This window comes from Rhizobium sp. PDO1-076 (genome assembly GCF_000247475.1).
Classification (GTDB): Bacteria; Pseudomonadota; Alphaproteobacteria; order Rhizobiales; family Rhizobiaceae; genus Allorhizobium.
Genome location: NZ_AHZC01000066.1, coordinates 20976 through 47627 on the forward strand (window position 1 = coordinate 20976; position 26652 = coordinate 47627).

26 protein-coding genes are annotated in these 26652 nt (G+C 59.0%); 10 read left to right on the top strand and 16 right to left on the bottom strand.

The window, feature by feature from the left end; translation table 11 throughout:
* Positions 1–70 precede the first annotated feature (70 nt).
* From PDO_RS05520 to PDO_RS05530, 3 genes are all read right to left on the bottom strand, one after another.
* Positions 71–1747: a methyl-accepting chemotaxis protein gene (locus tag PDO_RS05520; RefSeq protein WP_007598943.1), complete on the bottom strand. Its 1677-nt coding sequence runs from the start codon at positions 1745–1747 to the stop codon at positions 71–73.
* 364 nt (positions 1748–2111) lie between these two features.
* Complete coding sequence (gene ilvC, locus PDO_RS05525) at positions 2112–3131, bottom strand: ketol-acid reductoisomerase (protein WP_007598944.1); 1020 nt, start codon at positions 3129–3131, stop codon at positions 2112–2114.
* Positions 3132–3155: 24 nt separating this feature from the next.
* Positions 3156–3845 (bottom strand): TetR/AcrR family transcriptional regulator, encoded by a 690-nt coding sequence (locus PDO_RS05530; protein ID WP_007598947.1) that lies wholly within the window; start codon positions 3843–3845, stop codon positions 3156–3158.
* A 410-nt stretch (positions 3846–4255) separates the two neighbouring features.
* Between PDO_RS05530 and PDO_RS05535 the strand changes: the two genes are divergently transcribed.
* Positions 4256–4498 carry a hypothetical protein gene (locus PDO_RS05535; protein WP_007598951.1) on the top strand — a complete coding sequence of 81 codons (243 nt, stop codon included), beginning with the start codon at positions 4256–4258 and terminating at the stop codon, positions 4496–4498.
* A 64-nt stretch (positions 4499–4562) separates the two neighbouring features.
* On the opposite strand, the gene PDO_RS05540 is transcribed toward PDO_RS05535, so the two are convergent.
* Positions 4563–5027 (bottom strand): Lrp/AsnC family transcriptional regulator, encoded by a 465-nt coding sequence (locus PDO_RS05540; RefSeq protein ID WP_007598953.1) that lies wholly within the window; start codon positions 5025–5027, stop codon positions 4563–4565.
* 164 nt (positions 5028–5191) lie between these two features.
* Here PDO_RS05540 and PDO_RS05545 point away from each other — a divergent pair, with 164 nt between their 5' ends.
* Entirely contained in the window at positions 5192–5905 is a 714-nt protein-coding gene (locus PDO_RS05545; protein ID WP_007598961.1) for an aspartate/glutamate racemase family protein, read from the top strand.
* 13 nt (positions 5906–5918) lie between these two features.
* Here PDO_RS05545 and PDO_RS05550 read toward each other — a convergent pair whose 3' ends face one another.
* Positions 5919–6671: a pyridoxine 5'-phosphate synthase gene (locus PDO_RS05550; protein ID WP_007598963.1), complete on the bottom strand. Its 753-nt coding sequence runs from the start codon at positions 6669–6671 to the stop codon at positions 5919–5921.
* A gap of 274 nt (positions 6672–6945) precedes the next feature.
* On the opposite strand from PDO_RS05550, the gene PDO_RS05555 reads away from it, so the two are divergent.
* Complete coding sequence (locus tag PDO_RS05555; protein WP_007598965.1) at positions 6946–7962, top strand: hypothetical protein; 1017 nt, start codon at positions 6946–6948, stop codon at positions 7960–7962.
* 225 nt (positions 7963–8187) lie between these two features.
* Complete coding sequence (locus PDO_RS05560; protein ID WP_007598967.1) at positions 8188–8880, top strand: MerR family transcriptional regulator; 693 nt, start codon at positions 8188–8190, stop codon at positions 8878–8880.
* 87 nt (positions 8881–8967) lie between these two features.
* On the opposite strand, the gene PDO_RS05565 is transcribed toward PDO_RS05560, so the two are convergent.
* The 6 genes from PDO_RS05565 to PDO_RS05590 form a co-directional block, all read right to left on the bottom strand.
* Entirely contained in the window at positions 8968–10098 is a 1131-nt protein-coding gene (locus PDO_RS05565) for an ATP-dependent DNA helicase (RefSeq protein WP_007598969.1), read from the bottom strand.
* Positions 10099–10169: 71 nt separating this feature from the next.
* Positions 10170–10544 carry a nitrile hydratase accessory protein gene (locus tag PDO_RS05570; protein ID WP_007598971.1) on the bottom strand — a complete coding sequence of 125 codons (375 nt, stop codon included), beginning with the start codon at positions 10542–10544 and terminating at the stop codon, positions 10170–10172.
* Positions 10531–11190: a nitrile hydratase subunit beta gene (nthB, locus tag PDO_RS05575; protein WP_007598973.1), complete on the bottom strand. Its 660-nt coding sequence runs from the start codon at positions 11188–11190 to the stop codon at positions 10531–10533. Before nthB ends, PDO_RS05570 begins: the two co-directional genes overlap by 14 nt.
* Positions 11187–11762, bottom strand: a complete 576-nt coding sequence (gene nthA, locus PDO_RS05580; RefSeq protein WP_085995746.1) for a nitrile hydratase subunit alpha — start codon at positions 11760–11762, stop codon at positions 11187–11189. Before nthA ends, nthB begins: the two co-directional genes overlap by 4 nt.
* Positions 11763–11927: 165 nt before the next feature.
* A complete protein-coding gene (locus PDO_RS05585; RefSeq protein WP_007598977.1) occupies positions 11928–12719 on the bottom strand; it encodes a bestrophin-like domain in 792 nt (263 codons plus the stop codon).
* A 41-nt stretch (positions 12720–12760) separates the two neighbouring features.
* On the bottom strand, positions 12761–13354 hold the full coding sequence (locus PDO_RS05590) for a LysE family translocator (RefSeq protein WP_007598979.1): 594 nt from the start codon (positions 13352–13354) through the stop codon (positions 12761–12763).
* Between the two features lie 157 nt (positions 13355–13511).
* Here PDO_RS05590 and PDO_RS05595 point away from each other — a divergent pair, with 157 nt between their 5' ends.
* Both PDO_RS05595 and PDO_RS29395 read left to right on the top strand, forming a co-directional pair.
* Entirely contained in the window at positions 13512–14357 is an 846-nt protein-coding gene (locus tag PDO_RS05595; protein WP_007598981.1) for an aldo/keto reductase, read from the top strand.
* A 125-nt stretch (positions 14358–14482) separates the two neighbouring features.
* Positions 14483–14977, top strand: coding sequence for a metalloregulator ArsR/SmtB family transcription factor (locus PDO_RS29395; protein WP_007598983.1), 495 nt, complete (start codon positions 14483–14485; stop codon positions 14975–14977).
* A gap of 70 nt (positions 14978–15047) precedes the next feature.
* On the opposite strand, the gene ilvN is transcribed toward PDO_RS29395, so the two are convergent.
* Complete coding sequence (ilvN, locus tag PDO_RS05605) at positions 15048–15620, bottom strand: acetolactate synthase small subunit (RefSeq protein ID WP_007598985.1); 573 nt, start codon at positions 15618–15620, stop codon at positions 15048–15050.
* Between the two features lie 17 nt (positions 15621–15637).
* On the bottom strand, positions 15638–17416 hold the full coding sequence (locus PDO_RS05610) for an acetolactate synthase 3 large subunit (protein WP_007598986.1): 1779 nt from the start codon (positions 17414–17416) through the stop codon (positions 15638–15640).
* Between the two features lie 342 nt (positions 17417–17758).
* On the opposite strand from PDO_RS05610, the gene PDO_RS05615 reads away from it, so the two are divergent.
* Positions 17759–19861 (top strand): ATP-binding protein, encoded by a 2103-nt coding sequence (locus PDO_RS05615; protein WP_007598987.1) that lies wholly within the window; start codon positions 17759–17761, stop codon positions 19859–19861.
* A gap of 31 nt (positions 19862–19892) precedes the next feature.
* Here PDO_RS05615 and miaA read toward each other — a convergent pair whose 3' ends face one another.
* The gene (miaA, locus tag PDO_RS05620; RefSeq protein ID WP_007598988.1) at positions 19893–20804 is read right to left on the bottom strand and encodes a tRNA (adenosine(37)-N6)-dimethylallyltransferase MiaA; all 912 of its coding nucleotides are present in this window, start codon (positions 20802–20804) and stop codon (positions 19893–19895) included.
* 1 nt (position 20805) lies between these two features.
* On the opposite strand from miaA, the gene serB reads away from it, so the two are divergent.
* The 3 genes from serB to PDO_RS05635 all read left to right on the top strand — a co-directional run bounded on the left by serB (position 20806) and on the right by PDO_RS05635 (position 24745).
* Entirely contained in the window at positions 20806–21696 is an 891-nt protein-coding gene (serB, locus tag PDO_RS05625; RefSeq protein WP_007598989.1) for a phosphoserine phosphatase SerB, read from the top strand.
* 16 nt (positions 21697–21712) lie between these two features.
* The gene (locus tag PDO_RS05630) at positions 21713–22264 is read left to right on the top strand and encodes a GNAT family N-acetyltransferase (RefSeq protein ID WP_007598990.1); all 552 of its coding nucleotides are present in this window, start codon (positions 21713–21715) and stop codon (positions 22262–22264) included.
* 240 nt (positions 22265–22504) lie between these two features.
* On the top strand, positions 22505–24745 hold the full coding sequence (locus PDO_RS05635; RefSeq protein WP_244426358.1) for a putative bifunctional diguanylate cyclase/phosphodiesterase: 2241 nt from the start codon (positions 22505–22507) through the stop codon (positions 24743–24745).
* A gap of 4 nt (positions 24746–24749) precedes the next feature.
* Here the strand turns inward: PDO_RS05635 and PDO_RS05640 are convergent, their stop codons facing one another.
* Both PDO_RS05640 and PDO_RS05645 read right to left on the bottom strand, forming a co-directional pair.
* Positions 24750–26351 (bottom strand): Do family serine endopeptidase, encoded by a 1602-nt coding sequence (locus PDO_RS05640; RefSeq protein WP_007598992.1) that lies wholly within the window; start codon positions 26349–26351, stop codon positions 24750–24752.
* A gap of 112 nt (positions 26352–26463) precedes the next feature.
* A complete protein-coding gene (locus PDO_RS05645; RefSeq protein ID WP_007598994.1) occupies positions 26464–26649 on the bottom strand; it encodes a DUF2065 domain-containing protein in 186 nt (61 codons plus the stop codon).
* Positions 26650–26652 lie beyond the last annotated feature (3 nt).

Sequence of the window (26652 nt, forward strand, 5' to 3'; positions counted from 1 at the left end):
CCCGGGAGCCGCATCGGCACCCGGAATCTCTAGAAATTCACACACCGGTTGGGTGCCGGCAACGCTGGCTTCAAGCCGCATGCAGTCCTCTTTGCTGCGGCACGGACGTTGCTGTCTTGAACTGCTGAACTAGCTGGAACAGCCCGTTGACATCACGCGATAGCGAGTGCGCGGCTGCCGAAGTCTCTTCTACCATGGCAGCGTTCTGCTGGGTCGATTGATCGATCTGGTTCACCGAACTGTTGATGTCTTTCAGCGATCCGGACTGTTCTTCAGTTGCCTCGATGATCGCCCGGATGTTCACGGTGATATCCTCGACCTGGCTGGCGATCTGTTCAAGCGACAAACCCGTCTGCCCGACAAGGTCTACGCCACGACTGACCTGCGCCGCCGAGGTGCTGATCAACTGGCGGATCTCCTTGGCGGCACTCCCCGAGCGCTGTGCGAGTTCACGCACCTCCTGCGCCACCACAGCAAAGCCCTTGCCCGCCTCACCTGCCCTTGCAGCCTCGACACCGGCGTTGAGCGCCAGCAAATTGGTCTGGAAGGCGATTTCATCAATCACGCCGAGAATACTGGAAATCTGTTTCGAGGATTGCTCGATCTCGCTCATGGCGCCGACCGCATCGCGGACCACAGCACCTGACTTTTCTGCGTTGGCACGGGTCTGCTCGACAAGCTTTCCAACATTCGTCGCACGCTTGGCGGACTCCGCCACAGTGGTGGTAATTTCCTCGAGAGCCGCGGCAGATTCCTCGACCGAGGCTGCCTGAACTTCGGTCCGACGCGCAAGCTGATTGGCTGCATCGGAGATCTCACCGGTACTCGATGCGATGGAACGCGCATTGGTCGTAACGGTGCAAATCGTCTGCTTCAATCGCGTCAGCGCTTCGTTGAAGTCATTCCTGACCTTTTCCATGGTCGGCACGAAAGGACGGTCCAGACTGCAGGTCAGATCGCCGTCCGCCAGACCACTCAGAGAACCGGCCAATTGCGCAATCGCGTCCATCCGTGACGAGACATCGGTGGCGAACTTGATCACCTTGTAGACCTTGCCGGACGAATCGAACACCGGATTGTAGCTCGCCTGGATCCATACATCTCGCCCATCTTTAGCGACACGGCGAAACTCGTCGGAGAAGATTTCGCCGCTGGCCAGCCTGCCCCAGAACGCCTGATAGTCATCCGAATTGACATAGGTCGGATCACAGAACATCCGGTGATGTTTGCCGACAATTTCTGCAAGGCTGTAGCCGAGGCCTTTGCAGAAATTCTCGTTGGCCGTCAGGATGGTGCCGTCCGGCTGGAATTCAATGACTGCCTGCGATGCTGACAAGGCCTTGAGTTTGGCGTCATCCTCCATCGCGCGGATCTTGGCTGCGGTGATGTTGGTGGCGTATTTCACCACCTTGTAGGGCTTTCCGCCCTTCATCAGTGGGTTGTAGGACGCTTCGATCCAAATTTCCCGCCCACCCTTGGCGACACGGAGATACTGCCCGCGATCAAATTTCCCACTGCGCAACTGCTGCCAAAACGAAGAGTACTCGGGCGACGCCGCTTCGACCGGATCAACAAACATCCGGTGATGTTTTCCCTGGATCTCGGACAGTGCATAGCTCACCGCCATGCAGAAATTTTCATTGGCTGTCAGAATGATGCCATTCAGATCGAACTCGATCACCGCCTGCGAGCGCCTCAGGGCCTCGGATTCAGCCAGGGAGTCCCTTATATTTCTCAAGATAGGCATGCAATTTCCCCCATGCATCCAACCGATGCGAATGGCGAAACACCCATGGTTCGCACACCGATAAAGTGTATGAACACCGGTATACAAATTGCTAATATTCTTAAAAACAGACTCAACTCAAGCAAATATTTTAGATAATCGTAAATCACCAAGAAGTAAGCGCAATACCGCCTGCACAACCGCTAGAATGTTCAATCGACATCTTTGCACTATAGCGCCATTGCATGGATAAAATTGAACAAAAGTCATTTTTGCGAGCAAAAGATCATCGCGCATCCGACGGTAAAAAACCGGGAGACTTTCGGCCCCCGGCTGGAAATTCAGCGAACTGCAGGGACGGACATAGTCCGTCGAAACGCTCGGATTAGTTGCGAGCCTTGTCGACCAGCTTGTTCTTGCCGATCCAGGGCATCATGGCGCGAAGCTTGGTGCCGACTTCCTCGATCTGGTGGCTGTCGTTCATGCGGCGGATACCCTTGAAGCGGGCTGCACCGGCACGATATTCCTGCATCCAGTCCGAGGTGAACTTCCCGGTCTGGATGTCGGTCAGGACGCGCTTCATTTCAGCCTTTGTTTCAGCCGTGATGATGCGCGGGCCGGTGACATATTCGCCCCACTCAGCCGTGTTGGAGATCGAGTAGTTCATGTTGGCGATGCCGCCTTCATAGATCAGGTCGACGATCAGCTTCACTTCGTGCAGGCATTCGAAATACGCCATTTCCGGCGCGTAGCCACCTTCGACCAGCGTTTCGAAGCCGGCGCGGATCAGTTCAACGAGACCACCGCACAAAACGACCTGCTCGCCGAACAGGTCGGTTTCGCATTCTTCCTTGAACGAGGTTTCGATGATGCCCGAACGACCGCCGCCGACGCCGCAAGCGTAGGACAGAGCCAGTTCAAGCGCATTGCCCGACGCGTTCTGATGAATGGCAACGAGGCAGGGAACGCCGCCGCCCTTCTGGTATTCGCCACGAACGGTGTGGCCCGGGCCCTTCGGCGCGATCATCACGACGTCAACCGACGCCTTTGGCTCGATCAGGCCGAAATGAACGTTGAGGCCATGGGCAAATGCGATGGCCGCACCGTCGCGGATGTTGCCGGCGATCTCATCGCGGTAGATGTCGGCCTGCAACTCGTCCGGGGTTGCCATCATCATCAGGTCGGCCCATGCGGCAGCTTCAGCAACCGTCATGACCTTGAAACCATCGGCTTCGGCCTTCTTGGCGGTCGGCGAACCGGCCTTCAAAGCGACAACCATGTTCTGGGCGCCCGAATCCTTCAGGTTGAGCGCATGCGCACGACCCTGGGAACCGTAACCGATGATTGCTACCTTCTTGGCCTTGATGAGGTTCAAGTCCGCATCACGATCGTAATAGACGCGCATATTCGTATTCCTTCCCTATGCTTCTCAGTTGTGGTGAATGTTGTTGTTCGACACGCCGGCACGGGAGGTCCCGTCCAGACCCGCCAAAATCCTCTCCGTGCCGTAGAGCATCAGGAAGGCGTGAACCGCCTTCGAGGCCCTCGACCCGAAACTCGTCGTCTGTGGCATATCGCCGAGCAGCATGCGGACATGCAGGTCGCTGACGATCAACCCGTAAAGCGTACGATAGGCTTCCTCGCCATCATTGAAGCGCAACAGGCCATCGCGCTGTCCCGCCTCGAGCAGCGCCCGCGCCCTGCGATCGATCTGCCGACGGCCGCGCTCCAGCAGCAGAGTGCCAAACTTGGAGCCGTCCCGGCTCGACTGACCGATGGCGAGGCGATTGAGCGCCAGCGATACATCGCCTGCCAGCACTTCGAGCAGATCCTTGGCGAACACCTCGAGATGATCGGTGAGGCTTGCCGCGGTCAGCCGCTCGCCCGGCCGCTCGAACGTGCGGACCTTGCTGGCCTGGTAGGAAATCATCGCCGACAGCAAACCGTCGCGGTCACCGAACCACTTGTAGAGGCTTTCCTTGGAGCAATTGGCCGCACGGGCCAAGCCGGCCGTCGTCACAGCCTTGTCACCACCTTCGACCAGCAAACGCAAGGCTTCCGCCAGCACAGCGTTCTGGCGTGGGGTGAATTCGGTATTCTGACTGCTCTCGCTCGACATGACGGCCTCCGAGTACCGTACGGTACGGTTCTTGCTCGTTATGAGCCCAGACGCGTGTCGGGTCAAGAGCTGCCTTGTTATTTTTGCAAGCATTTTGCAGCGCTCGCTGCAAAAGCTTTGAGCATCTGCACGTTCAGCGCCAAGGCCCGGTCGCGCCCAAGTTCAGTCACGAATAGGTGAATGGAGCAATAATAATAATAATACTTCACTCCTATTTTTGCCGCGAATGCTACATTTATGCAATTGTTTTTATTGCGTTAAATTTTTAGCTGCGAGAGAAATAAAAAGGAATCAACCGAACCAAAGAGTTCGATTGCGCGCAATGTGGTATTGAAATTTTTAGGTCTGGGCGCCACATCCACATTGCCGAACGAGATACTTCGTTCCCCGATAAAATCAGGAGCAAGATCATGAAAATCATTGCCGCCACCGCACTCATCGCCGCACTCGCCAGCGCATCTGCCGCCTTCGCGCTCGAACCGATTCCGGGCTCGATTACCTATGCCGGCAAGCAGGCCAATATCGTGAAGGCCCCCGTAGGATCGACCCTGTTCCACAATTTCAATTTCAAAGGCGACAAGATTCGGGAAGTCTACAGGGTCAACGCCGATCACACCGTGACATTGGTTCAGCGTGGCATCATCAACGATTGATCTGACGTCTCACCTGCTCGCCGAACAGCCCCGAAGTGAATGCTCCGGGGCTTTTTATACCCGGCTACCGCGCGTAGTCGACAGGGATCGCCGAACCGCTTTTCAGCGTCTCCATCGATATCGACGCCGACACATCGAACAATTCGATCCGCTTGACCAGCCGCCGATAGACCACGTCGTAATGCTCCACTCTCGGCAACACGACCTTCAGGATATAGTCGTAATGCCCGGTGAGCCGATGGGCTTCGACGATCTCGGCGATGTCGCCGACAGCCCGACGGAATTCCTCGATCCATTCGTCGGCGTGGTGGGCAGTCTTGATCAGCGCATAAACGGTGGTCGGCACGCCCATCTTCTCGCGATCGAGCACGGCAATGCGCCGAGCGATATAGCCCCCCTCCTCCAGTTTCTGGATGCGGCGTGAGCAAGCTGACACGGAAAGCGATACCTTCTCGGCCAGATCCGTGACCGCAATGGCGCAGTCCATTTGCAACCACTCGAGAATCTTCCGGTCTCTTTCGTCAATCACGCTGATATTCTCCGACAACTGAAATCAAAGACGCAAAATTTGCGCGCCAAAAAGACAAATGACACGTCTTGATTTGCAAGAAAAGGCGCTATTGCCGCCAAAATCGCACACCAGATGCGAGCCAAATCGGCGATCATCAACCATCAAAACACAAGGAGATTGCTATGCAGATGATGGGCCTGATCGGTGGGATGAGTTTCGAAAGTTCAGCCGTTTACTACCGGCTGATCAACGAAGCCGTACGGACCAGGCTCGGCGGACTGACCTCGGCCGAAGTCATCATGCACTCCGTCAATTTCGAAAGCATCGTCGCACTGCAAAAGGCCGGTCGCTGGGATGATGCCGCGCGCCGCCTGGGAGACGTGGCAGTAGGGCTGGAGAAAGCCGGAGCAAGCTGCGTCCTGATCTGCACGAACACGATGCACCTGGTCGCAGGCGAGGTTCAGGCCCGCATCAACGTGCCGCTGATCAACATCATCGACGAGACAGCGACCGCCCTGAAGAAGAATGGCGCCAAGCGGCCGCTGCTACTGGCAACCCGCTATACCATGGAGCACGGCTTCTATGCCGAGCGCATGCGCCGGAACGGCGTCGAGATCATGGTGCCGGATGCCGGTGGTCGCACCGCGACCCATAACATCATCTTTGATGAACTCTGCGCCGGCCGTGTCATCGACAGCTCACGCGAAAAGCTTATGGCCATCATCGAACAGGCCAAGGCAGAGGGTGCCGACAGCGTGATCCTGGGCTGCACGGAAATCTGCCTGATCCTCGACCCGACCGCCCTGCCTTTGCCGGGTTTCGATTCGACCACCCTCCATGCCGAGTCGGCCGTCGATTTCTGCTTGGCCAACGGTTTGGCGACCAACGCCGCCTGAAATCGGCAAGGGTTCAGATCGTCTGACCACAAGCGCGGCAGAAACGGCGTACCGTTTCTGCCATTCCGTATTCGAGCGCATCGGCTGTCAGGCCGTGGCCAATTGAGACCTCGGCCAGCGTCGGAATGCGCCTGACCAAAGCCGGCAGGTTCGCAACCGTCAGGTCGTGACCCGCATTGACGGCGAGCCCCGCAGCAATGGCCGCATCGGCCGTCGCGCCGAGCAAAGCAATCTCACGCCCGGCCGCTTCAGGATTGTCAAAACAGCCACCATAAGGCCCTGTATACAGCTCGACACGCTCGGCACCGGTCGCCTTGGCCAGAGCCATCGTATCGGTTTGCCCATCTCCATCGACAAACAGCGACACGCGCATGCCCTTGGCACGAAGCCGGGCGACAATCCTCTTCAGGTCGTCTCCATGTGCGATCAGATCCCAGCCGTGGTCGGATGTCGCCTGCGATGGATCATCCGGCACAAGGGTCACCTGCTCCGGCTCGATCGCCTCGCACAGGGCAAGGAACTCCTCGGTCGGATATCCTTCGATATTGAATTCTGCCTGCGGAAATTCGTCATCGATCAGGGCCCGCAGCAGCGGCAGGTCGCTGAAGCGGATGTGCCGCTGGTCGGGTCGCGGATGCACCGTCAGGCCACTTGCCCCGGCCTGCAGGGCAATGCGCCCCAGATCCGCCACGCTCGGCCACGGCAAATCCCGGCGATTGCGAAGCATGGCGATGGCATTGAGATTGACGGAAAGCTTGGTCGGCATTCGATCTTGTCCAAAGGTCTGAAACGAACCGCATCCTTAGGACATCATCGACGGGAAGACCAACGAGAATTGCAGATGAACCGATACAACGAATTGATAAGTAGTATCCGCACGTTTCAGCGACCCCGCAGACTTTGGGGTATTGACGCAAGGCCTGGATAGATTAGTCAGATTAAACCGTGTGACAAAACGCACAAAACATCTGTCCGGCTTACAATCCATTCGCGACATTTCAGGGGTTTGCTAAAATGATCGAACCGTCCGTGGAGAAGCAATGAGCGCCGAACAGCGGGCCGACCGCGACGAGATTCACCAGGCTTTGCAGACAATTCTTGCCAGCCAGACATTCTCTCGGTCGGAACGCTTGCGCTCATTCCTGAAATTCGTGGTCGAAATGGAACAGCTTGGCCGCGGTCATCAACTGAAAGGGTACACGATCGGGATAGACGTCTTCAGCCGCGACGAGGCCTTCGATCCGGGAACAGATCCCTTGGTTCGGGTTCAGGCCGGTAAACTCAGGCGTCTTCTCAACCAGTTTTATGCCGATGAAGGGCGCAACCAGCAACTTCGCATCCGTATTCCACTGGGCGGCTATGTGCCGTTGTACGAGCGTGCAGTCCCCGCGCGCCGCAGTCCGGATCATACTACCCTCGTCGCGGAGCAGCCCGTGGGAGCCGGTCCCCGGGAACGGTCGACACTGTCCGGTCCGACCTCGACGGGCCACCTTGTCCGAGCATTGCCGCGGCTGTTCTTTGAAATCGAAACCGGAAGCGACTGGCGTGGCGACATCTTCTGCAATGCAGTTCGTCTCTGGGCAGACCGGCTCTGGGGTGTTTCACTGGCCGCCCTTGGCGACAGCCCCGAACCGGGATCAGAGCCTCAATCGGTAAATACCACAGACCTGTTTTTCGTCTTGGAGGTAAAAACCGATCACCATGACGGCACACTCCAGGTCAAGCTCCGTCATGTGGCATCCGGCCAGACGCTCGCGCAAGAAATCCATCCGCAGACCGTATCCGGTACCGTCCTTCAGCTCGGCGCCCTGGCTAACCAGTATACCGGATCAACGCTGACACTCCCCGGACATCTCTATCAGTTTTGCCACGCGAGCGGCCTTTCAAGCCAGCTCATGCTATGTCTCGATGCCACCTATCGCTATGCCTTGCTGCGCACCGACGACGCCTATCAAAATGCCAGAAGCCATCAGCAACGCTGGGTGGGGCTTAGCGGGCAACATGACATCGTGACCGAAATCCCCAAATTGCTGGCGCTCACCGCTTTTCGTGGCTGAGCCAACCCGTTCGCGCCTACGTGTTCGCCATGCGAAAAATTGCAGAACGCCCTTCACCAAGCGTTACAGTGGCAGAGATTTATTTATTTCGGCGAAAAGTAATATAAATATAGCGTCTGCTCACAGGAGCAGAGTTGGAACACGCTCTGCGGTTGATCAGCAGATAGCAGGAGTGCATCGGAAAAAAATAGCAGACGAGCGACACGCTGGGGGACGGGAGGAGTCATGGCGAACGGTCCGAAAAATCTGCATAAAATAGAAAAACCGACCGGACGCATGCGGGATGATCGGATTGTCCTGCCAGATATCATATTGCCACCCAATGTGCCGTCCGAGCCCGTCGCAATCGCAGACATGGCCGAACTTTTCGGCATCACCCACAGGACGCTTCACTTCTATGAGGAAAAAGGCCTGATCGGCGCCGGCCGGATGGGCTTGATGCGCGTCTACGGCCAATCCGATGTCGCACGCATGGCGGTCATCAACACATGCCGGGAAGTCGGCATGCCAATATCTGTCATTCAGGATCTGTTCGAACGTCTGTCCGCAGCCCAGTCACGGACGGAGGCCAACGCGCTGCTGGAAGACGCACTGATGACACGGCAACGGGAGCTGACCGCAAGCCTCTCGACGATCCACCGGCAATTGCAGCAGGTCAACACACTGCTGGCCAACGAGGCAACGGCGACATCCGGACGAACTGCCCCGACAAGGCAGACGGTAGATCTCTCCGACATCGAGCATCGCTGCCTGCATATGATGGCCGAGGGACATACGACAAGCCGGATCGCGAGGAACTTCCAGATGAAAATCGACGAAGTAACCGAGATCGAAAACGGGCTCATTCAAAAGATCGGTGCCCAAAACCGTTTCCAGGCCATCGCGAAGGCCGTCTTGCTCGGAATGATCGCCAGTTGATCTGGAACGTCTGCACTACGGCCGCTTGGCCCACCGCGGGATAAACCTTGCTGTGCATCAAGTGCCGGCGGCATCGACGTCGGTCGATCACCGCACGATTGTCAGCGTCTCCGCCGCACGGGTGACAGCCGTGTAGAGCCAACGCTCGCGGGTATCGCGAAACGCCCAGCTCTCATCGAACAGCACGACATTGTTCCACTGCGAACCCTGTGCCTTGTGCACTGTCAGGGCATAGCCGTAGTCAAATTCGTCATAGCGCTTGCGCGTCGTCCATGGCACCTCGGCCTCGATGTCCTCGAAGGCCGCTTTCAGCAGCTTGATCTTGGCCGCCCCGCGATCCATGTCGTCGTCTTCTGGCTTGATCAGCAGGTTGATCCCGGGTTTTACGGTTTCCCGCGAGGATGTCATGACCTGCCAGAGCGAGCCGTTGAGCAAACCTTTGACCTGATCGTTGCGCAGGCACACGAGCTTGTCGCCCGCTTGCGGATGTTCGACGGTAAACCCCTTCAACTCACGCAGGCGCTTGTTGTAGCGGCGGCGCGTCTTGTTGGTCCCGACGAGAACCTGGTCGGCCTCGAGTACCAGTTCCTGATTCACCTCGTTCTTCGAGATGACCCGCGCGGTCGACCCGTAGTCGCCATACATGATCTCCTTGCCCTCGCGGATATGCATGGCAAGCTGGATGATCGGATTGTCGCGTGCCTGGCGGTGGATATCCGTCAGCAGATAGTCCGGCTCCTGCTCCGTGAAATAGCCGCCACCGGTGACCGGCGGCAACTGTCCAGGATCCCCAAGCACCAGGATCGGCGTACCGAAGCTCATCAGGTCGCGGCCAAGCTGCTCATCGACCATCGAGCATTCGTCGATGACGATCATTGCCGCCTTGGCGACTGGACTCTGCCGGTTGATCGAGAACATCGGCGCGATCGATGTCTTGCCGGTCTCCTCGTCCTCGACAGCCTCTTCGCCGCGCGGCCGGTAGATGAGGGAATGGATGGTCTTGGCATTGGACGCCCCACGCGAACGCAACACCTGGGCTGCCTTGCCGGTGAAGGCCGCGAAAAGCACATCGCCGTCGACATGCTCGGCGAAATGTTTCGCAAGCGTCGTCTTGCCGGTCCCGGCATAGCCAAACAGCCTGAAGATCGGCGATTTGCCCTCTTTCAACCATTTGGAAACGGCCTTCAGGGCTTCATCTTGTTGCGGAGCAAATTCCATCACCTAGGCATGCGCGGATTCGAGCTTTGATTGCAAGTCAAAAGGCCGAAAACAAGAACAAAGAGTGGACATCAGACGACCAGCGGGGCATTTGCCAATTCGATCGGGCTGCCATGCGGTGTGGCTTCCGCCGCGCGCTGCCAACGCTTCTGCAAGGCCAGAACCTGTTCAGGTTCCGCCACGCCCTTGCCGACCAGCAATGCCGTCAAGGCCGCAACCCAGGCATCGAAATAGTCGGAGCCGTCCAAGGCCCTGCCCGGCTTGTGCACCTCAAGCGACAGGCTGGCCGCCCATTCGCTCCAGTCGAAAAGTCCTCGGTCATGCAAATGCACCGTCAGCGCAAAGGCCTGCGCATGCCAAGGCTCGGCAAAGACGGGATCGCCTTCGGTTGATCTCGGCCGGCCCGGAGACTGCGACAGCGGTGACGGGGGTTCACACGCGCTCAAGATAGCTCTCCCAGGCATCGATGGAAATGCTCAACGAAGAATCGGCACCCTCGCCCCAGATCTCGTCGGCGGTGAAGACGACCGTGTAGACCCATTGCGGATTTTCGCCGTTGTGATGGGCATTGTCATCCGGGAAAACGAACCCGCCCTGCACGGCTTCGACAACGCCGCGCTTGGCGCGGGCATAGCGCGGCAAGCGCGTGTGGCCGAGCGGATGGAAATTCTTCGTCCTGACCTGGTCCCCAACGGCAAACCTCGCGGCCGTCTGAACCGGACGGTCGCAGGCGCCACCCTTGGCCAGCACGCTTTCAACCATATCCGCCTTCAGCACACGTTTTGGCCGGACACCTTGCGCGATATGCTGCCCCGACGACAACTCTTCGCGGCTGGCAAACCCATGCCGCTCCAGCAGTGTGTCGATACCGCGGATCCACACCTCGTAATAGCTTGCCGCAAGATAGTCGGCCGGCGGAATGCTTTCCCGCGCATGCCGGCTTTCATCGAGTGTCCAGGCACCGAAGGTGCCGCAGGACAAGGTAATGCCGAGTGCGCGCTTTTCCCATTCGGCGTGAAAATAAGGTTCGTTTCGCTCCGCAGCGATCGGGCCGAACCCCATCTGGCCGCCGAGATCATGCGGGCCGTTCATCGGATATCCTCCGGCGCAAGCGCAAGACCTGTTCCGATCATTGCATCGCGGGTGACGAGATCAGCCAGTTGCTCTTCGCTGAAGCCCTCCGTGCCGACCGGTCGCAAAGGCACCACCAGATATCGCAGTTCCGCGGTCGAATCCCAGACACGGATTTTGACGCCGTCCGGCAGGGCGACACCAAACTCTTCCAACACGCCGCGCGGATCAATCACCGCGCGCGACCGATAGGCCGGCGCCTTGTACCAGACCGGCGGAAGTCCGAGCACCGCCCACGGATAACACGAGCACAGCGTGCAGACGACCATGTTGTGGCTCTCGGACGTGTTGAACACGGCACGCATATGCTCGCCCTGCCGACCGGCAAAGCCCAGACTGGCAATGGCCGCGGTCGCATCCGATTTCAGCCAGGTTGCAAAGGCCGGATCGCTCCACGCTCTCGCAACGACTTTGGCGCCGTTGCGTGGCCCGACCTTCGTTTCATAGGTGTCGACAATCGCGTCGATCGCTGCAGGATCGATCAGGCCCTTGTCCGTCAGCAAGGTCTCCAGCGCCTTCACCCGCGCCTGCATGTCTAAATACTGGTTGTCGTGGTGATGACCGTGATGTTCGTCATGCGCATCATGGTCGTCGGAATGATTGTGGTCGTGAACCAAGGACGAGCCTCCCAGAGGATTGTACGAACGGTTGTAAGCTTCGTCTCCCGGCCTGCCAAGAACTTGGGAGAGCCGTTCCTGTCATTTTGCTATCGGCAAGGCCTTGCCTATATCGCCTTTCAGCAAGTGCAGGAACGGTGCGGGCTCAAGCCGGCCGGGTGCTGCAAATGGATTTGAGAAGGCAAAAATGAAGAACAGGATGACGCCGGAATAGGCGCCAAACATCGACAGCAGGGCAATATGCGTGCGCGTGGGCCGATAGACATAGAAAGGTGCAGCAACACAGATCAGGCCAATCAATGCCGGCGCCCAGAACAGGCCGGCAAACGTACCAAGTGTCGGCGCCTCACGCGTCTGCCTAAATCCGGCAATGTCGGTGATGCGCTGGCGCATGTGCTGGGCAAGATAACGTTGCCGGTCGCTCGACGGCTCTAGGTCGAGAAGGATGTTGTATGCCTTGTCCCATTCGACCCAGGCGGACGCTGACAGCCCTTGCCTCTGCGCGAGCCGTTGCCACTCCTCATCGACCACCAGCGCGACATAGCGCGCCAGATGTTGCTGGACCGGAACCACTATCGGCCCGTCATAGCGCGCCGCATCATTGAAAACATCAGATATCGCCACGGCCTCCTGGGTCAGGTCCGTGCGGATGCCCTTGTAGTCGTCGAGTTCCTGGGCATAGACGAGCGCCAGGATGAGCCCGTGCAGCGCCGCCACGCGAACGGCTACCGTGCTGGCTGCGTCATGCGTTCGATCACCCTCGTCGCCGCTGGTCAGAAGCCGGCGCGCCAGAAAATAGCTGCCGAGAACAAGCCCGACGGCGCCCAGAACGAAACCGAAGCCGACAAAGCCGGAACCAACAATATCCATCATGATGTGCCGCATCTCTCAAAGCCGGCGACGGCCGGCTACGGTTATTTCAACATGGGCCAGAGACTGAGAACCAGCAAGATGGCCATGGTAATATTGAACCATTTGAGCCGCACGGGAACCGACAGCCACTCTCGGAGCGCAGAGCCGAAGCCTGCCCAGGTTGAAACACTTGGCACATTCACTGCTGCAAAGACCAGCGCGACGACACCCACCGTCAGGGCATAGTTCTGTGGATCGGGATAGACCGCCATGGCCGTGACAGCCATCACCCAGGCTTTCGGATTGACCCACTGAAAGGCTGCCGCTCCCAGGAAAGTCATCGGGCTGGCCTTTGTCTCACCCTGACCCAGCGTTCGCGACGTGCCTATCTTCCAGGCGATCCAGATCAGGTACAGCCCGCCGGCGATCTTCAGGCCCGTATAGACCAGGGGCACCGTTGCCAGCACCGCACCAAGGCCAAGGCCAACCCCGAGCAGTAGCGACAGGAATCCGGCACCGATCCCGAACATATGCGGAATCGTGCGACGGAAGCCGAAATTCACGCCCGAAGCAAACAGCATCATATTGTTCGGTCCTGGCGTGATGGACGTCGAAAAGGCAAAAAGAATCAACGCCAGCAATGTGTCGATGGACATGGACGTCCTCCCGTTCAATTTTTGGGTCAGCATAGCTGTCCCAACATGGCTGACCAGCCGGTCACTTGTCTCCGTGACACGAACCCGTCGCAACTCACCATTCTTGCAAGCTCCGCATTCACTGCTATCTTCGCAGCCGGAATTCGAGGAGAGCGCCATGAACGACCCTATCCCGACCGTCAACCTTCCAGGCGGCGCAAGCGTGCCGACCATCGGTCTCGGCACCTGGATGATGGGGGAGGACAAAGGGCGCATGGCGGATGAAATCGCGGCGGTACGCCATGCCCTCGAACTCGGGATGACGCTGATCGATACGGCGGAAATGTATGCGGCTGGCGAATCCGAGAGGATTGTCGGCGCAGCGGTGAAAGACCAACGGGAGCAAGCCTTCCTCATTTCCAAGGTCCTGCCGTGGAATGCCAGTTTCGAGGGTACGATCGAAGCGTGCAACAGTAGCCTCCAGCGCCTCGGAACCGACTATCTGGATCTCTACCTGCTGCATTGGCGCGGCGAGCACCCGCTTGCCGATACAGTCGGCGCACTCGAAACATTGAAGGCTGCCGGCAAGATCAAGTCCTGGGGCGTTTCCAACTTCGACCTCGATGACATGGAAGAACTCTTCCAACTGCCCGACGGCAAGAACTGCTCGGTCAACCAGGTGCTCTACAATCTCTCACGCCGAGGCATCGAGTATGATCTTCTGCCCTGGTGCCAGGAGCGCCATGTCCCGATCATGGCCTATTCACCCATCGAGCAGGGGCGCTTGCTCCGGCATCAGGAGCTCGTCCATATTGCCAAAGCCTACCAGGCGACGCCGGCCCAGATTGCCCTCGCCTTTCTTCTCGACCGCGAGGGGGTCATACCGATCCCAAAGACCGTCAGCCTGAGCCGCTTGCAGGAAAACCGCGATGCCGTGGAACTGGACATCACCGACGAGGATTTCGACCGGCTGGATGTCGCCTTCCCGCCACCATCAAGCAAGATGCCCCTCGAAATGTTGTGAGTAAGTCCATCCTTGCAATGCTCAGCGCTTCGCGGGCAATTCCGGCGCCTTTACGCGAGGCAGAAAGGGAATTAGGGCATTTCCTAACTTCCTTTTCTCCAGCAAAGGCGTGACGGGTGTCCCTGATGAGCAAGAAGCAGAAGAAGGATGTCACAAACGACATCATGGACCGGGCCTCCCAACGCGTTTTCAATGCGCTGGCCTCGGAGCCCCGGCGCATGATCCTCGTTCATCTTTCCGGCTCAAGCCTGACTGCGGGCGAAATTTCCTCGCGTTTCGACATGGCGAAACCGTCGATCTCACAGCATCTTGCCATTCTCGAGAATGCGGGCCTGATCGAGGGCGACAAACGCGGACAGTTCATCCACTACAGCCTCTTGCCGGATCCGTTGCGCCGGACGCTGCAAGGTTTTGTCGACCATGTAGCTCCGCGCGAAAGCGGCGAAATCACAAAGACAACGAAAAAAGCAGCCGACAAGCCAACAAGCTCCGGCGAGAAGAAATCCAAGGAACTGGACAAGAAGGCATCCATCGAGGCAGTGGAAAAGAAGCCGGGCAAACCGGAAAAGGAGATGCCACAGCAGATGGGCCTTCTGGATTTCCTTTCCGCCCTCGACTGAGCCCCCAGCCTCAAACGCATACGGGCGGCCAAAGCCGCCCGTCGAAGAATTCAACGCGATATCGCGGACCTTACATACCCTGCGAGCCACGGTTCATCGCGGCAATCCCCGTCCGGCAAATCTCGTTCAGGCCAAGCGGCTTCATGATCGCCACGAACTGATCGATTTTCGACGACTTGCCGGTGATCTCAAAGATGAAATGTTCAACCGTCGCATCCACCACCTTGGCGTGGAAAGCATCGGCCAGACGCAAAGTCTCTGCCCGCATTTCGCCCGACGAGACAACCTTGACCAGCGCCACTTCCCGCTCGATCGGCCGCTCCTGGCCAAGTTCGCGCGCCCGAACCGTAAGGTCGAGAACCCGATGCACGGGCACGATACGCTCGAGCTGTGCCTTGATCTGCTCGAGCACGCTCGGCGTACCCCGTGTCACGATGGTAATGCGCGACAGATGTGCCTCATGCTCGGTTTCGGAAACCGTCAGGCTTTCGATGTTGTAGCCGCGACCGGAAAACAGGCCAATGACCCGGGCAAGCACGCCCGGCTCGTTGTCGACCAGAACCGAGAGCGTGTGGCTCTCGACCGCTGCGGTTTCCTTGGAGATGAAATAGGCCGAACCGGTCGGCTGAAGCTGTGCACTCATGGTCTTCAATCCTTCGGTTAAACGAGCTGGCGGCCCTTGGCATCGATCGCGTTGGCAACGGCTTCGTCCGTCGCCTCGTCCGGCAGCAGCATCTCGTTATGTGCCTTGCCCGACGGGATCATCGGGAAGCAATTGGCGAGATTGGCCACGCGGCAGTCGAAGATCACCGGCTTGTTGACCGAAATCATTTCGTTGATCTTGTCGTCCAGTTCATCCGGCTTTTCGCAGCGCAGACCAACGGCGCCGTAAGCTTCCGCCAGCTTGACGAAATCCGGCATCGCCTCCGTATAGGAATTCGACAGGCGGTTGCCGTGCAGCAACTGCTGCCACTGGCGCACCATGCCCATATACTGGTTGTTGAGGATGAACACCTTGACCGGCAGCTCGTGCTGGATGGCGCAGGACATTTCCTGGATGCACATCTGGATCGAGGCGTCGCCCGCAACATCGATGACCAATGCGTCGCGATGCGCGACCTGAACGCCGATGGCGGCCGGCAGGCCGTAGCCCATCGTGCCGAGACCACCCGACGTCATCCAGCGGTTCGGCTGTTCGAAGCCGATATACTGGGCCGCCCACATCTGGTGCTGACCGACTTCGGTTGTGATGTAGGTGTCGCGATGTTTGGTCAGCTCATAGAGCCGCTGCAGCGCATATTGCGGCATGATGACGTCCTTGGACGGCGTGTATGCGAAGGAATTGCGAGCCCGCCACTTGGTGATGCTCTCCTTCCACTCGACCGTCTGCGCCGTATCCGGCTTCTTCGGCAGGGCGCGCCAGGCACGAACCATGTCTTCCAGGACGCTGCCGACATCGCCGGTGATCGGCACATCGACACGAACATTCTTGTTGATCGACGACGGATCGATGTCGATATGGATCTTCTTCGAGTTCGGCGAAAACGCATTCAACCGGCCGGTGATACGGTCGTCGAAGCGTGCGCCGATGCAGACCATGACGTCACAGTCATGCATCGCCATGTTCGCTTCATAAGAACCATGCATGCCGAGCATGCCGAGCCAGTTCTTGCCCGATGCCGGATAGCAACCCAGCCCCATCAACGTCGACGTGATCGGAAAATCGGTGAGCCCAACCAGTTCGCGCAGCAGCTTGCTGGCTTCCGGGCCGGAATTGACCACGCCGCCGCCGGAATAGATGACAGGACGACGGGCATTGGCCATCAGTTCGACGGCAGCATGAATAGCGCGCTGATCGCCCTGCAGCTTCGGCTGATAGCTGCTGGCGGGCTTGTGCGCTTCCGGCGGCGTATAGGTGCCAGTGGCAAACTGGATGTCCTTCGGCACATCGACCAGAACCGGACCCGGGCGGCCAGACTGAGCAATACGGAAGGCTTCATGGATGATACCGGCAAGCTGGTTGACGTCCTTGACCAGCCAGTTGTGCTTGGTGCACGGGCGGGTAATGCCGACGGTGTCGCATTCCTGGAAGGCGTCCGAGCCGATCAGGGCGGTCGGAACCTGGCCGGAAATGCAGACAAGCGGAACGCTGTCCATCAGCGCATCCTGCAGCGGCGTCACGGCATTGGTCGCACCGGGGCCCGAGGTGACCAGCAACACGCCGACCTTGCCGGTCGAGCGTGCATAGCCTTCGGCAGCATGACCAGCACCCTGCTCGTGGCGAACGAGGATGTGCTGGATATCGTCCTGCTGGAAGATCTCGTCATAAATCGGAAGCACGGCGCCTCCGGGATAGCCGAAGATGTGCTCTACACCATTGTCTTTCAGCGCGCGCAGAACGATTTCGGCGCCGGTCATCTGGTTGTCTTTACCCGTCATGCTGTGGTTTCCATCTGCCTTCTGGATTTTTAGGGCTGATACCCCGGTTTTGGGCATAAAAAAAGGCCCCTTGAGGAGCCTGTCATCTAGCGCATGGGTGGCTAACGCCGGATGGTTACACCATCCTGCCCATGCGCTGTCCCACCACGATAAGTACGTTCGAGTTTTTCATGGTGCGAAGTGTTAGCCACAAACGATCTAAGCGTCAACGCATCATTGATGAATTTTTGCGCCCTTTGGCGCAGTTTTATTGCGCAACTGATCTGAGACCGTCGCGTGCGCCGCAGCTATACGAAGTCTTAAGTCGTTCACGGATACGCTCTCGTCTAACTGGGAGTTTTCTTGTTGAACGATGATCTTCACAAGTCTGGCGCTGCCGGAGACCAAGACCGCCGCGATGTCATGCGGCCCGGCAACCGAATGCTCGGACGCGTCGTCGCCTGTAATGGCGCCCGCGCAACAATTGCGGCTGTCGCCGAAGATGGTGGCACCGACCTGACCGAACTCTGGTCGGTCGGACGGCTGATCTCGATCACCGTCGGCAAGAACCGAGTCGTGGCGCTCGCCTATTCAATGCAGACGGGCAGCAAGGACTGGGGCGAAGGCGAGGACAATACCTTCCTCATCGAAGTCGAACTTCTCGGCGAGGTCCATGTCGGCGATGACGGATCGGAAATCTTCTCCACCGGCATCTCGCGCTATCCGTATCTGGGTGCCATCGCCCACCGCATCCGCGCAGCCGACCTGCTGCGCATCTACGACACTCGTCAGGGCGACACCTGCGTCATCGGCAAGCTGACCCAGGACGAGACGATCGACGCCGCCATCCATGTTCCATCCATGCTGTCGAAACACTTTGCGGTTGTCGGCTCGACAGGTGTGGGCAAGTCAACCGCGGTTTCCCTTCTCCTGCGCAAGGCGATTGAAAGCGATCCGAAACTGCGTGTGCTGATCCTCGATCCGCACAACGAGTTTGCCGCAGCCTTCCCAGATCACGCCGTGGTCATCGACACCGATACACTGGACCTGCCCTTCTGGCTAATGCGGCTGGAAGAATTTGCCGAAGTGCTGTTCCGTGGCCGCCCGCCCGTCCCCGAAGAGCTGGATATCCTGCGCGATCTGATGCCGGAGGCCAAGCGCGCCTTCCGCGGCAACGAATCGGCCCTGATGCGCCGTGCATCGGACAAGAGTTCGATGACCGCCGACACGCCCGTTCCCTATCGCATTGCCGATCTGATGGCCCTGATCGACGAACGCATCGGTCGCCTCGAAGGGCGCGGCGAAAAGCCGTTCCTGCGGGCGCTGAAAATGCGCATCATGTCGGCGATCAACGATCCGCGCTATCACTTCATGTTCTCCAGCAACACGATCAGCGACACGATCATGGAGACCATCGCCCACATCTTCCGCATTCCGGGCGACGATCGACCGATCTCCACCTTCCAGCTCGCCGGCATCCCTTCCGAAGTGGTCAACTCGGTCGCCTCGGTTCTCTGCCGCATGGCCTTCGAACTTGCCCTCTGGTCCAACGGCGCGATCCATATGCTGGTCGTCTGCGAAGAGGCCCACCGCTATGTGCCCGCCGACCAGAGCCTCGGCTTCATCCCGACGCGCCAGGCCATCGCCCGTATTGCCAAGGAAGGCCGTAAATACGGCGTCTCGCTCGGCATCATCACCCAGCGCCCGGGCGAGCTGGACCAGACCATCCTGTCCCAGTGCTCGACGCTGTTTGCCATGCGCCTGTCGAACGATCGCGACCAGGAGATCATCCGCTCGGCCATTCCCGATAGCTCGATCTCGACGACAAGCTTCATTTCCTCGATTGGCAATGGGGAGGCCATCGCCTTTGGTGAAGCGATTGCCGTCCCGATGCGCATGCGTTTCACCCGCGTCGATACCAGCCACCTGCCGAAGGCCAATGGCGCGACGGCCAAGAGCTCGGAAGAATCACCCGACACTGTCGATCTGCGCACGATTGTCGGCCGCATGCGCGCCATCGCTGCACCGGATATTTCAGCATTCCAGCAGAGCTTCGATTCCAGCATGCTTGGCAGTCGCGGCTTAGGCGATCCTTCGGGCCTCTATGACGATGAAGAGCCCGATGACTATAACGACGACTATTCCGCACCGGCCTTTGCTGTCAGCGAGCAGCGACCATCCGTTGCGCCGCCATCCTACGAGCCTCCACCCTTCCGCAACACACTCCCGGCATCCGAAATGCCACCGATTGAGCCCTATCGGCCCGACATGCTGCCACGCAACCCGCCGGCGGATGACGGCCAGCGCTATCGCCCGGAACCTCCGGCCCCGGCTCCCGCCTTCGCCAGGGAACCGGTAGCCACGACGCCAGGCTTCGGCACCTCGACACTGCGCCGCGAGCCTGGGCCGTCGCTGCGCGAAAGCATCCTGAAGAAGCCGCTCTCAAGCCTCTACAAGAAGGACTGAGCTCCGGCTGAAGTGAAGCGGTTACGGCAATTTAAACGGGCTTTCGTTGCGCCGGATCGATCCTCGACCAGCTGTCGTCCATCTGGTTGCGGAACCAGGTCATTTGCCGTTTGGCATATTGCCGCGTAGCCGCCGAGGCGCGTTCGATCGCCTCCTCTCGACTGACCCTGCCCGCCAGCATATCGGCGATCAGGCTGACGCCGATCGCCTTCATCGCCGGCATCTCCGGTGACAGCCCCTGAGCGAGCAAAGCCTGCACCTCCTCGATGGCGCCGTCTTCCATCATCATCGAAAACCGCCGATTGATCCGTTCGTGCAAAACGGCCCGGTCGGGCAGAACCACGAACTTCTCCGCCCGCGCCGGATCGACAATCATCGGACCCGCCTTGCCCTGAAAACTCGAGATCGACCGCCCGGTCGCTTCCAGCACTTCAAGCGCCCGGACGATCCGCTGACCATCCTGTGGTCGGAGCTTCTCAGCCACCACCGGGTCGCGCCCGGAAAGTTCGGCATGAAGCGCTTCCGCCCCCTCATCGACAGCCCGCTGACGCAGGGCGTCACGGATAGCCGTTGGAATAGCCGGCATATCCGACAGTCCACCGGTCAGAGATTTGAAATAGAGCCCCGTGCCGCCGATGATCACCGGCATGCGGCCCTCGGCCTTCAGACCACCCAGAACGACTCCAACCTCGCGCAGCCAGTCCCCGGTTGAATAGCTGGTTGACGCCGGTACGTGGCCATAAAGCAGGTGCGGGACGCCCTCCATGTCGGCCTCACTCGGCCGCGCCGTCACCACACGCAAGGTATCGTAAACCTGCATGCTGTCGGCATTGATCACGACACCATCATGGCGACGCGCCAGTTCAAGAGCCATTGCGGACTTGCCGCTGGCGGTCGGCCCGGTTATCAGGATCGCGTCGATGTCTTGTCTAGGATCTTCCATCATGGCCTTGGTTGCCACGCTTGTTGCCAATCCGTCAAATCCCGTTCTCACCCAGGCATTGGGCGAAGGAGCCGCAGCCGCTGTTTCAGCCTCTGGTCTTTACTGGCTTGCCGACGGCATTGCCTGCGACATCGCTCTGAAAGACGGTACCGAAGCGGTGATTGCCGAAAACCGCTTGCGCGACGCCATCGCGGACCTGCCAATCGATGTCGTCGTCCAGGACGCGGACACCCGACGCAAGCAGTTCCTGATCGCCGACATGGATTCGACCATGATCGGTCAGGAATGCATCGACGAGCTGGCAGCCGAAGTCGGCCTGAAAGACAAGGTATCCGAGATCACCGCCCGGGCGATGAACGGCGAAATTGCCTTCGAGCCGGCCCTTCGCGAGCGCGTTGCCCTGCTCAAGGGCCTGCCGATTTCGGTGGTCGACGAGGTGATCGCCAAGCGTATCACGATGACACCCGGCGGGCGGGAACTGATCGCTACGATGAAAGCGAAAGGCTACTACACGGCCTTGGTTTCCGGCGGCTTCACCGTCTTCACCTCGAAGATCGCCGCAACGCTGGGATTTGACGAAAACCGCGCCAATATCCTGATGGAAAGCGGCGGACTGCTGACCGGTGAGGTCGCTGAGCCTATCCTCGGCAAACAGGCCAAGGTTGATTCGCTGCTCGAAATCGCAAACAGGCTCGGCCTCCGACCGGAGGACACGCTTGCCGTCGGCGATGGCGCCAATGACCTCGGCATGCTTGGCATCGCTGGTTCCGGCGTCGCCCTGCATGCCAAGCCGACGGTCGCAGCCCAGGCGAAAATCCGCATCGACCACGCTGACCTGACCGCCCTGCTCTATTTGCAGGGTTATCGAATGACGGACTTCGTTACGGCCTGATCCGGCAGGGAGAGCCATGATCGTCCTGGAAACCACAAGGCTTTATCTACGCAACTGGCGCGAAACCGACCGGGATCTATTCCGCGAGATCAACCGCGATCCAAAGGTGATGGAATTTTTTCCGTTCCGGCGTAGCCGCGAAGACGCCGACGCGCTGATGGACAAAGTCACGTCGATGATTGCCGATACCGGTCTTGGCTTCTACGCCATGGCGGACAAGGCAACGGATGAGGCCATGGGGTTTTGCGGCCTGTCTCCGGCGGGTCTGTCCGAAATCCTGCCTGACGATGCAATCGAGATCGGCTGGCGGCTCGCCACCCGTTTCTGGGGCAATGGCTACGTCACCGAAGCAGCAAGAGCACTTTGCCATTATGGCTTCGACAACAAGGGCTTGCACGAAATCTATTCCTTTGCGGTCGAAGCAAATACCCGCTCCATTGCCGTCATGCAGCGAATCGGCATGTCAGCCGTCGAAAATGGCGCATTCGATCATCCACGCGTACCGGACACTCATCCGGGGCTGAGACGGCATGTGCTGTATCGCAAAGCAGCAAAAACAGCCCCCTGAATCGGCACAGGCGGCACAAAACCATCAAAGATGACAATCTGATATTTGCGATTTATTCAAGATTAAGTTGTTTCGCATATATCAAGTTGCATGCACAACCGATCGCGATCCCGACTATCTGCACAAATCTCGACGCTGGCCGACACTTTCCTCCGCCTTGGGGAAACAGGCAGCAGCGAGGAAGAAGTCAATAGAATTCGGGCCGTCCGGCTGGCCACGGTCTGGAACAGCACGCCCTGGATGATGGCAGCCAACTTCGGCAATGCCGTTTTGACCATCATCGTCTTTGCCAACCATCCGTCCGCCTTGCTGGTCAACATCGTATGCGGGCTGCTGATAGTGATCGCTTTTCATACCAGCCTCGGTTGGTGGCGCGGGCACGGCAAGCCCATCCGCAGGCATGCCAGCATTCGCGGCACGCGCAATGCGGTGATTTACGGCGCATTGCTGAGCTTCCTCTGGGCGACGATCGACATTATCGGCTTCGCCGACGCTACCGGCAGCCAGAAACAGGTCCTTATTGCACTGACGGTCGGCATGACAGCCGGTGCCGGCTTTGCCCTCGCCACCGTGCCCGCTGCGGCCATTGCGTTCTGCGGCATAATGGGAATGGGTGTCGCGATATCCTTGCTGCTGACATCTGATGTGATCGGCCTCTATCTTTTCGCACTTTTCCTGATCTATGCCGCCATCATTGTCCGCGCGTCTCTGGCACTTTGCAAAAGCATCACCGAGCGCGTGCAGGCAAAGTTGGCAGCTCTCGAACAGCGCGATGTGATCAATCTTCTTCTCAACGATTTTGAGGAAAACGCCGCAGACTGGCTTTGGGGCACGGATGCGGACATGCGGATTGGTCACGCCTCGCCGCGCTTTTGCGAACAGTTGCAGGTGCCCGACACATTCATTCTCGGCAAGCCGATCATCGATGCGCTGCCCTTCGCCCGGATCGGCAGCAAGCCGATCGACGGAACAGAGACACGGGAAGACTTTCACCGTCGCATGTGCCAGAAGCAATCGTTTCGTGACGCCGACATCTGTGTGGAACAGGCCGGAGAACTGGCGATATGGTCGCTGACAGCCAAGGCCATCATCGATGCTTCCGGCACATTCACAGGCTACCGTGGCGTCGGCCGCGATGTGACCGCCAGTCGTGAAGCGCGGCTGCGGATCGAACACATGGCACGCCATGATCCGCTGACCGATGTCGGCAATCGCACCTTGCTGAACGAAGATCTCACACGCGCCATTGCACGTCACGAGCGCTTCGCAGATCCGTTCTCGGTCTTGCTGCTGGACCTCGACCGCTTCAAGCAAGTCAACGACACGCACGGCCATGGCGTCGGTGACGAATTGCTCCGGGAGGTCGCGCGGGTACTGAATACGCTCTGCGACGAGACCGACACTCTGGCACGTCTGGGCGGAGACGAATTCGCCATTCTGCACATGTCAGCGGAGGGGCCCCAATGCTCCGGCGTCCTCGCTACACGCATCATTGAACGACTGCAGCGACCCTTCTCCCTGAAATCCGGCACGGTCCAGGTCGGTGTCAGTATCAGTATTGGTATTGCCTGTGCGCCGATAGATGGCACAGAGGCCGACCAGCTGCTGCGCAATGCTGACCTTGCGCTCTACCGGGCAAAAGTCGATGGCCGCAATCGCTTCCACTTCTTCGACACGTCGCTCGACGCTTCGGCACGCCGCCGCAATAAGATCGAACACGAACTTCGCATGGCGCTGACCAATGACACGCTCTCATTGAACTTCCAGCCCCTGATCAGCGCGGAGAGCGGAAAGGTGGTCTGCGCCGAGGCTCTGTTGCGGTGGAATCATCCAACATTGGGGCCAATAAGTCCCGCGGAATTCGTGCCGATCGCCGAAGAGACAGGCCTTATCACAGGCATCGGTGCCTGGGTGGTCAACCAGGCCTGCAAGCTTGCGGCCGATTGGCCGGCGCATATTCGCGTCGCGGTCAACCTGTCACCGCGCCAGTTTATCAGCCCTGGATTGCTGCCGATGATTGAAAACGCGCTGCAGCAGAACTCTATGACGGCAGCGCGGCTCGAACTGGAACTCACCGAGAGCCTGCTCATGAACTCCACGCCCGGCGTTGGGGAGACACTTCAGGCGTTGAGCAGGCTTGGCCTGCGTATCGCGCTGGATGATTTCGGCACCGGCTTTTCGTCGCTCAGCTACCTACTCCACTATCACTTCGACAAATTGAAGATCGACCAGTCCTTCATCTCCGACCTCGAAACCAACGCCGACAGCCGCGCCATCGTCAGCTCGATCATCAATCTGGCAAAGGAACTGCGTATGTCTGTTGCCGCCGAAGGGATCGAGGCAACAGGCCAGCTCGACCTTTTGAAGCAGTTCGGCTGCGGCGAAATACAGGGCTATCTTGTCAGTCGACCAATGCCGATCGATCAGTTCGAAGCCTATCTCGCCGCTGAAAGCAGCGCGCCGCTGCGTCTCTCCGCCTGATCGGCTATTCGAGCGGGACTGCAACGAGCCGCAGATTGCCTTCCTTATCGGCAATCATCAGGTACCCGCTGCGCCGTCCCTCGCCCTTGATGCTGGTCAGTTTCTCGGCCACCTGCTGCGGGGTCTTCATGAACTCCTGCGCCACCTCGACAATGACGTCGCCGGCCTTGAGGCCCTTTTCCTCGGCCTTGGAACCGGGCAGGATCCGTGTGATCACCACGCCCTCGACGCTCTCGGCAATTCCATAAGACTTGCGAGCTGCGTCATCCAGCACTGCGATCTCCACGCCGATCAGGCCTTCGGTCACAGGTGCCGCCGATTTCTGCTCGGCAGGCGCCGTCTGGTCCTGCTCTCCGGATTGCCCGTCATCCGGCGTCTGGCTGTCGGGGGACTGGTTTTCGCCATCGGGCGTCTCGTCCTCTGGCATCGCCTGATCCTCGTCCTCCGGCGCGACGCTCTGTTGTCCGTCTTCGGTTTCGTTGCTGGCAACTTCGTCATCTTCCAGCCGTCCGAGCGTTACCTTGACGCTCTGCTCCTTGCCGTCCCTGAGGATGACGACGTCGAGCGGCGTGCCGATCGCGCTTTCTGCCACGATCCGGGTCAAGTCCCTGGTCTCGCTGATCACCTTGCCATCAAATTTCACGATGATGTCGCCGACTGCGATCGGCCCTTTTTCAACCGGGCCGCCCTCGACGATGCCGCTGATCATCGCGCCGCGTGCCCGACCGATCTTCAGACTTTCGGCCACCTCGTCGGAAACCGGCTGTATGCGCACCCCGAGCCAACCGCGACGGGTTTCGCCGAACTCCTTCAACTGGCTGACGATATTGGCGGCAAGCTCCGTCGGCACGGCAAACCCGATACCGATCGAGCCACCGCTCGGCGAAATGATTGCCGTGTTGATGCCGATCACCTCGCCGCTCATGTTGAACAGCGGACCGCCGGAATTGCCCTTGTTGATCGCCGCATCGGTCTGGATGAAGTTGTCGTAGGGGCCCGCATTGATGTTGCGGCCGCTTGCCGAAATGATGCCAACGGTAACCGATCCGCCAAGACCGAACGGGTTGCCGATCGCCATGACCCAGTCACCGATCCGCATCTTGCGCGAATCGCCGAACTTGACCGAGGTCAGCGGCTGCGGCGGCTCGACCTTGAGCAGCGACAGGTCGGTCTTGGTGTCGGTGCCGATCAGCTTGGCCTTGAGCTTGGAGCCGTCGGAAAAGATAACCTCGATATCATCGGCATTCTCGATGACATGATTGTTGGTGACGATATAGCCGGTCGGATCGATGACGAAGCCGGAGCCCAGCGAATTGACCTTGCTGCTGCTGTCGCCACCCTCGCGGTTCTTGTAGAAATCCTCGAACAGTTCCTGAAACGGCGAGCCTTCGGGCACCTGCGGCAGGGGACCGTTGCCCTCTTCCTTGACGCTCTGGGAGGTCGAGATGTTGACCACCGCGCCGAGCAGGCCACTGGCGAGATCGGCGACGGATTCCGGTCCCTGCGCAAAACTCTGCTGCGGCGCACTGACGGTTCCAAACGCCACGGCGCTACCAATCAGGAAGGCCGGCAGGATCGTTCGCAAGGTGCGGGCGTTCGTGGTCATGGGCTTCCTCATTGTCGGTTTCAGTCCTGCTATCGAAACATAAGGCGGATTGGCAGAAGGGGAAATCACATTTGCCGGAAATCCCCTAGCGCAGACTTGCGACCAGATCTTGTCAGCCGCGCAAGAACCACACGATGCCGACGCCAAATATGATCGCGACAAGTCCCGAGAGACGCAGATGTTCCTCGGGAATGCCTGGCAGCAACTGTGCCATGCGCACAATAAAACGAGGGGCCAGTGCATAGACCAGCCCCTCGATGATCAGAAACAAGGCAATACCTGTCAAAAGGTCTGCCATGGC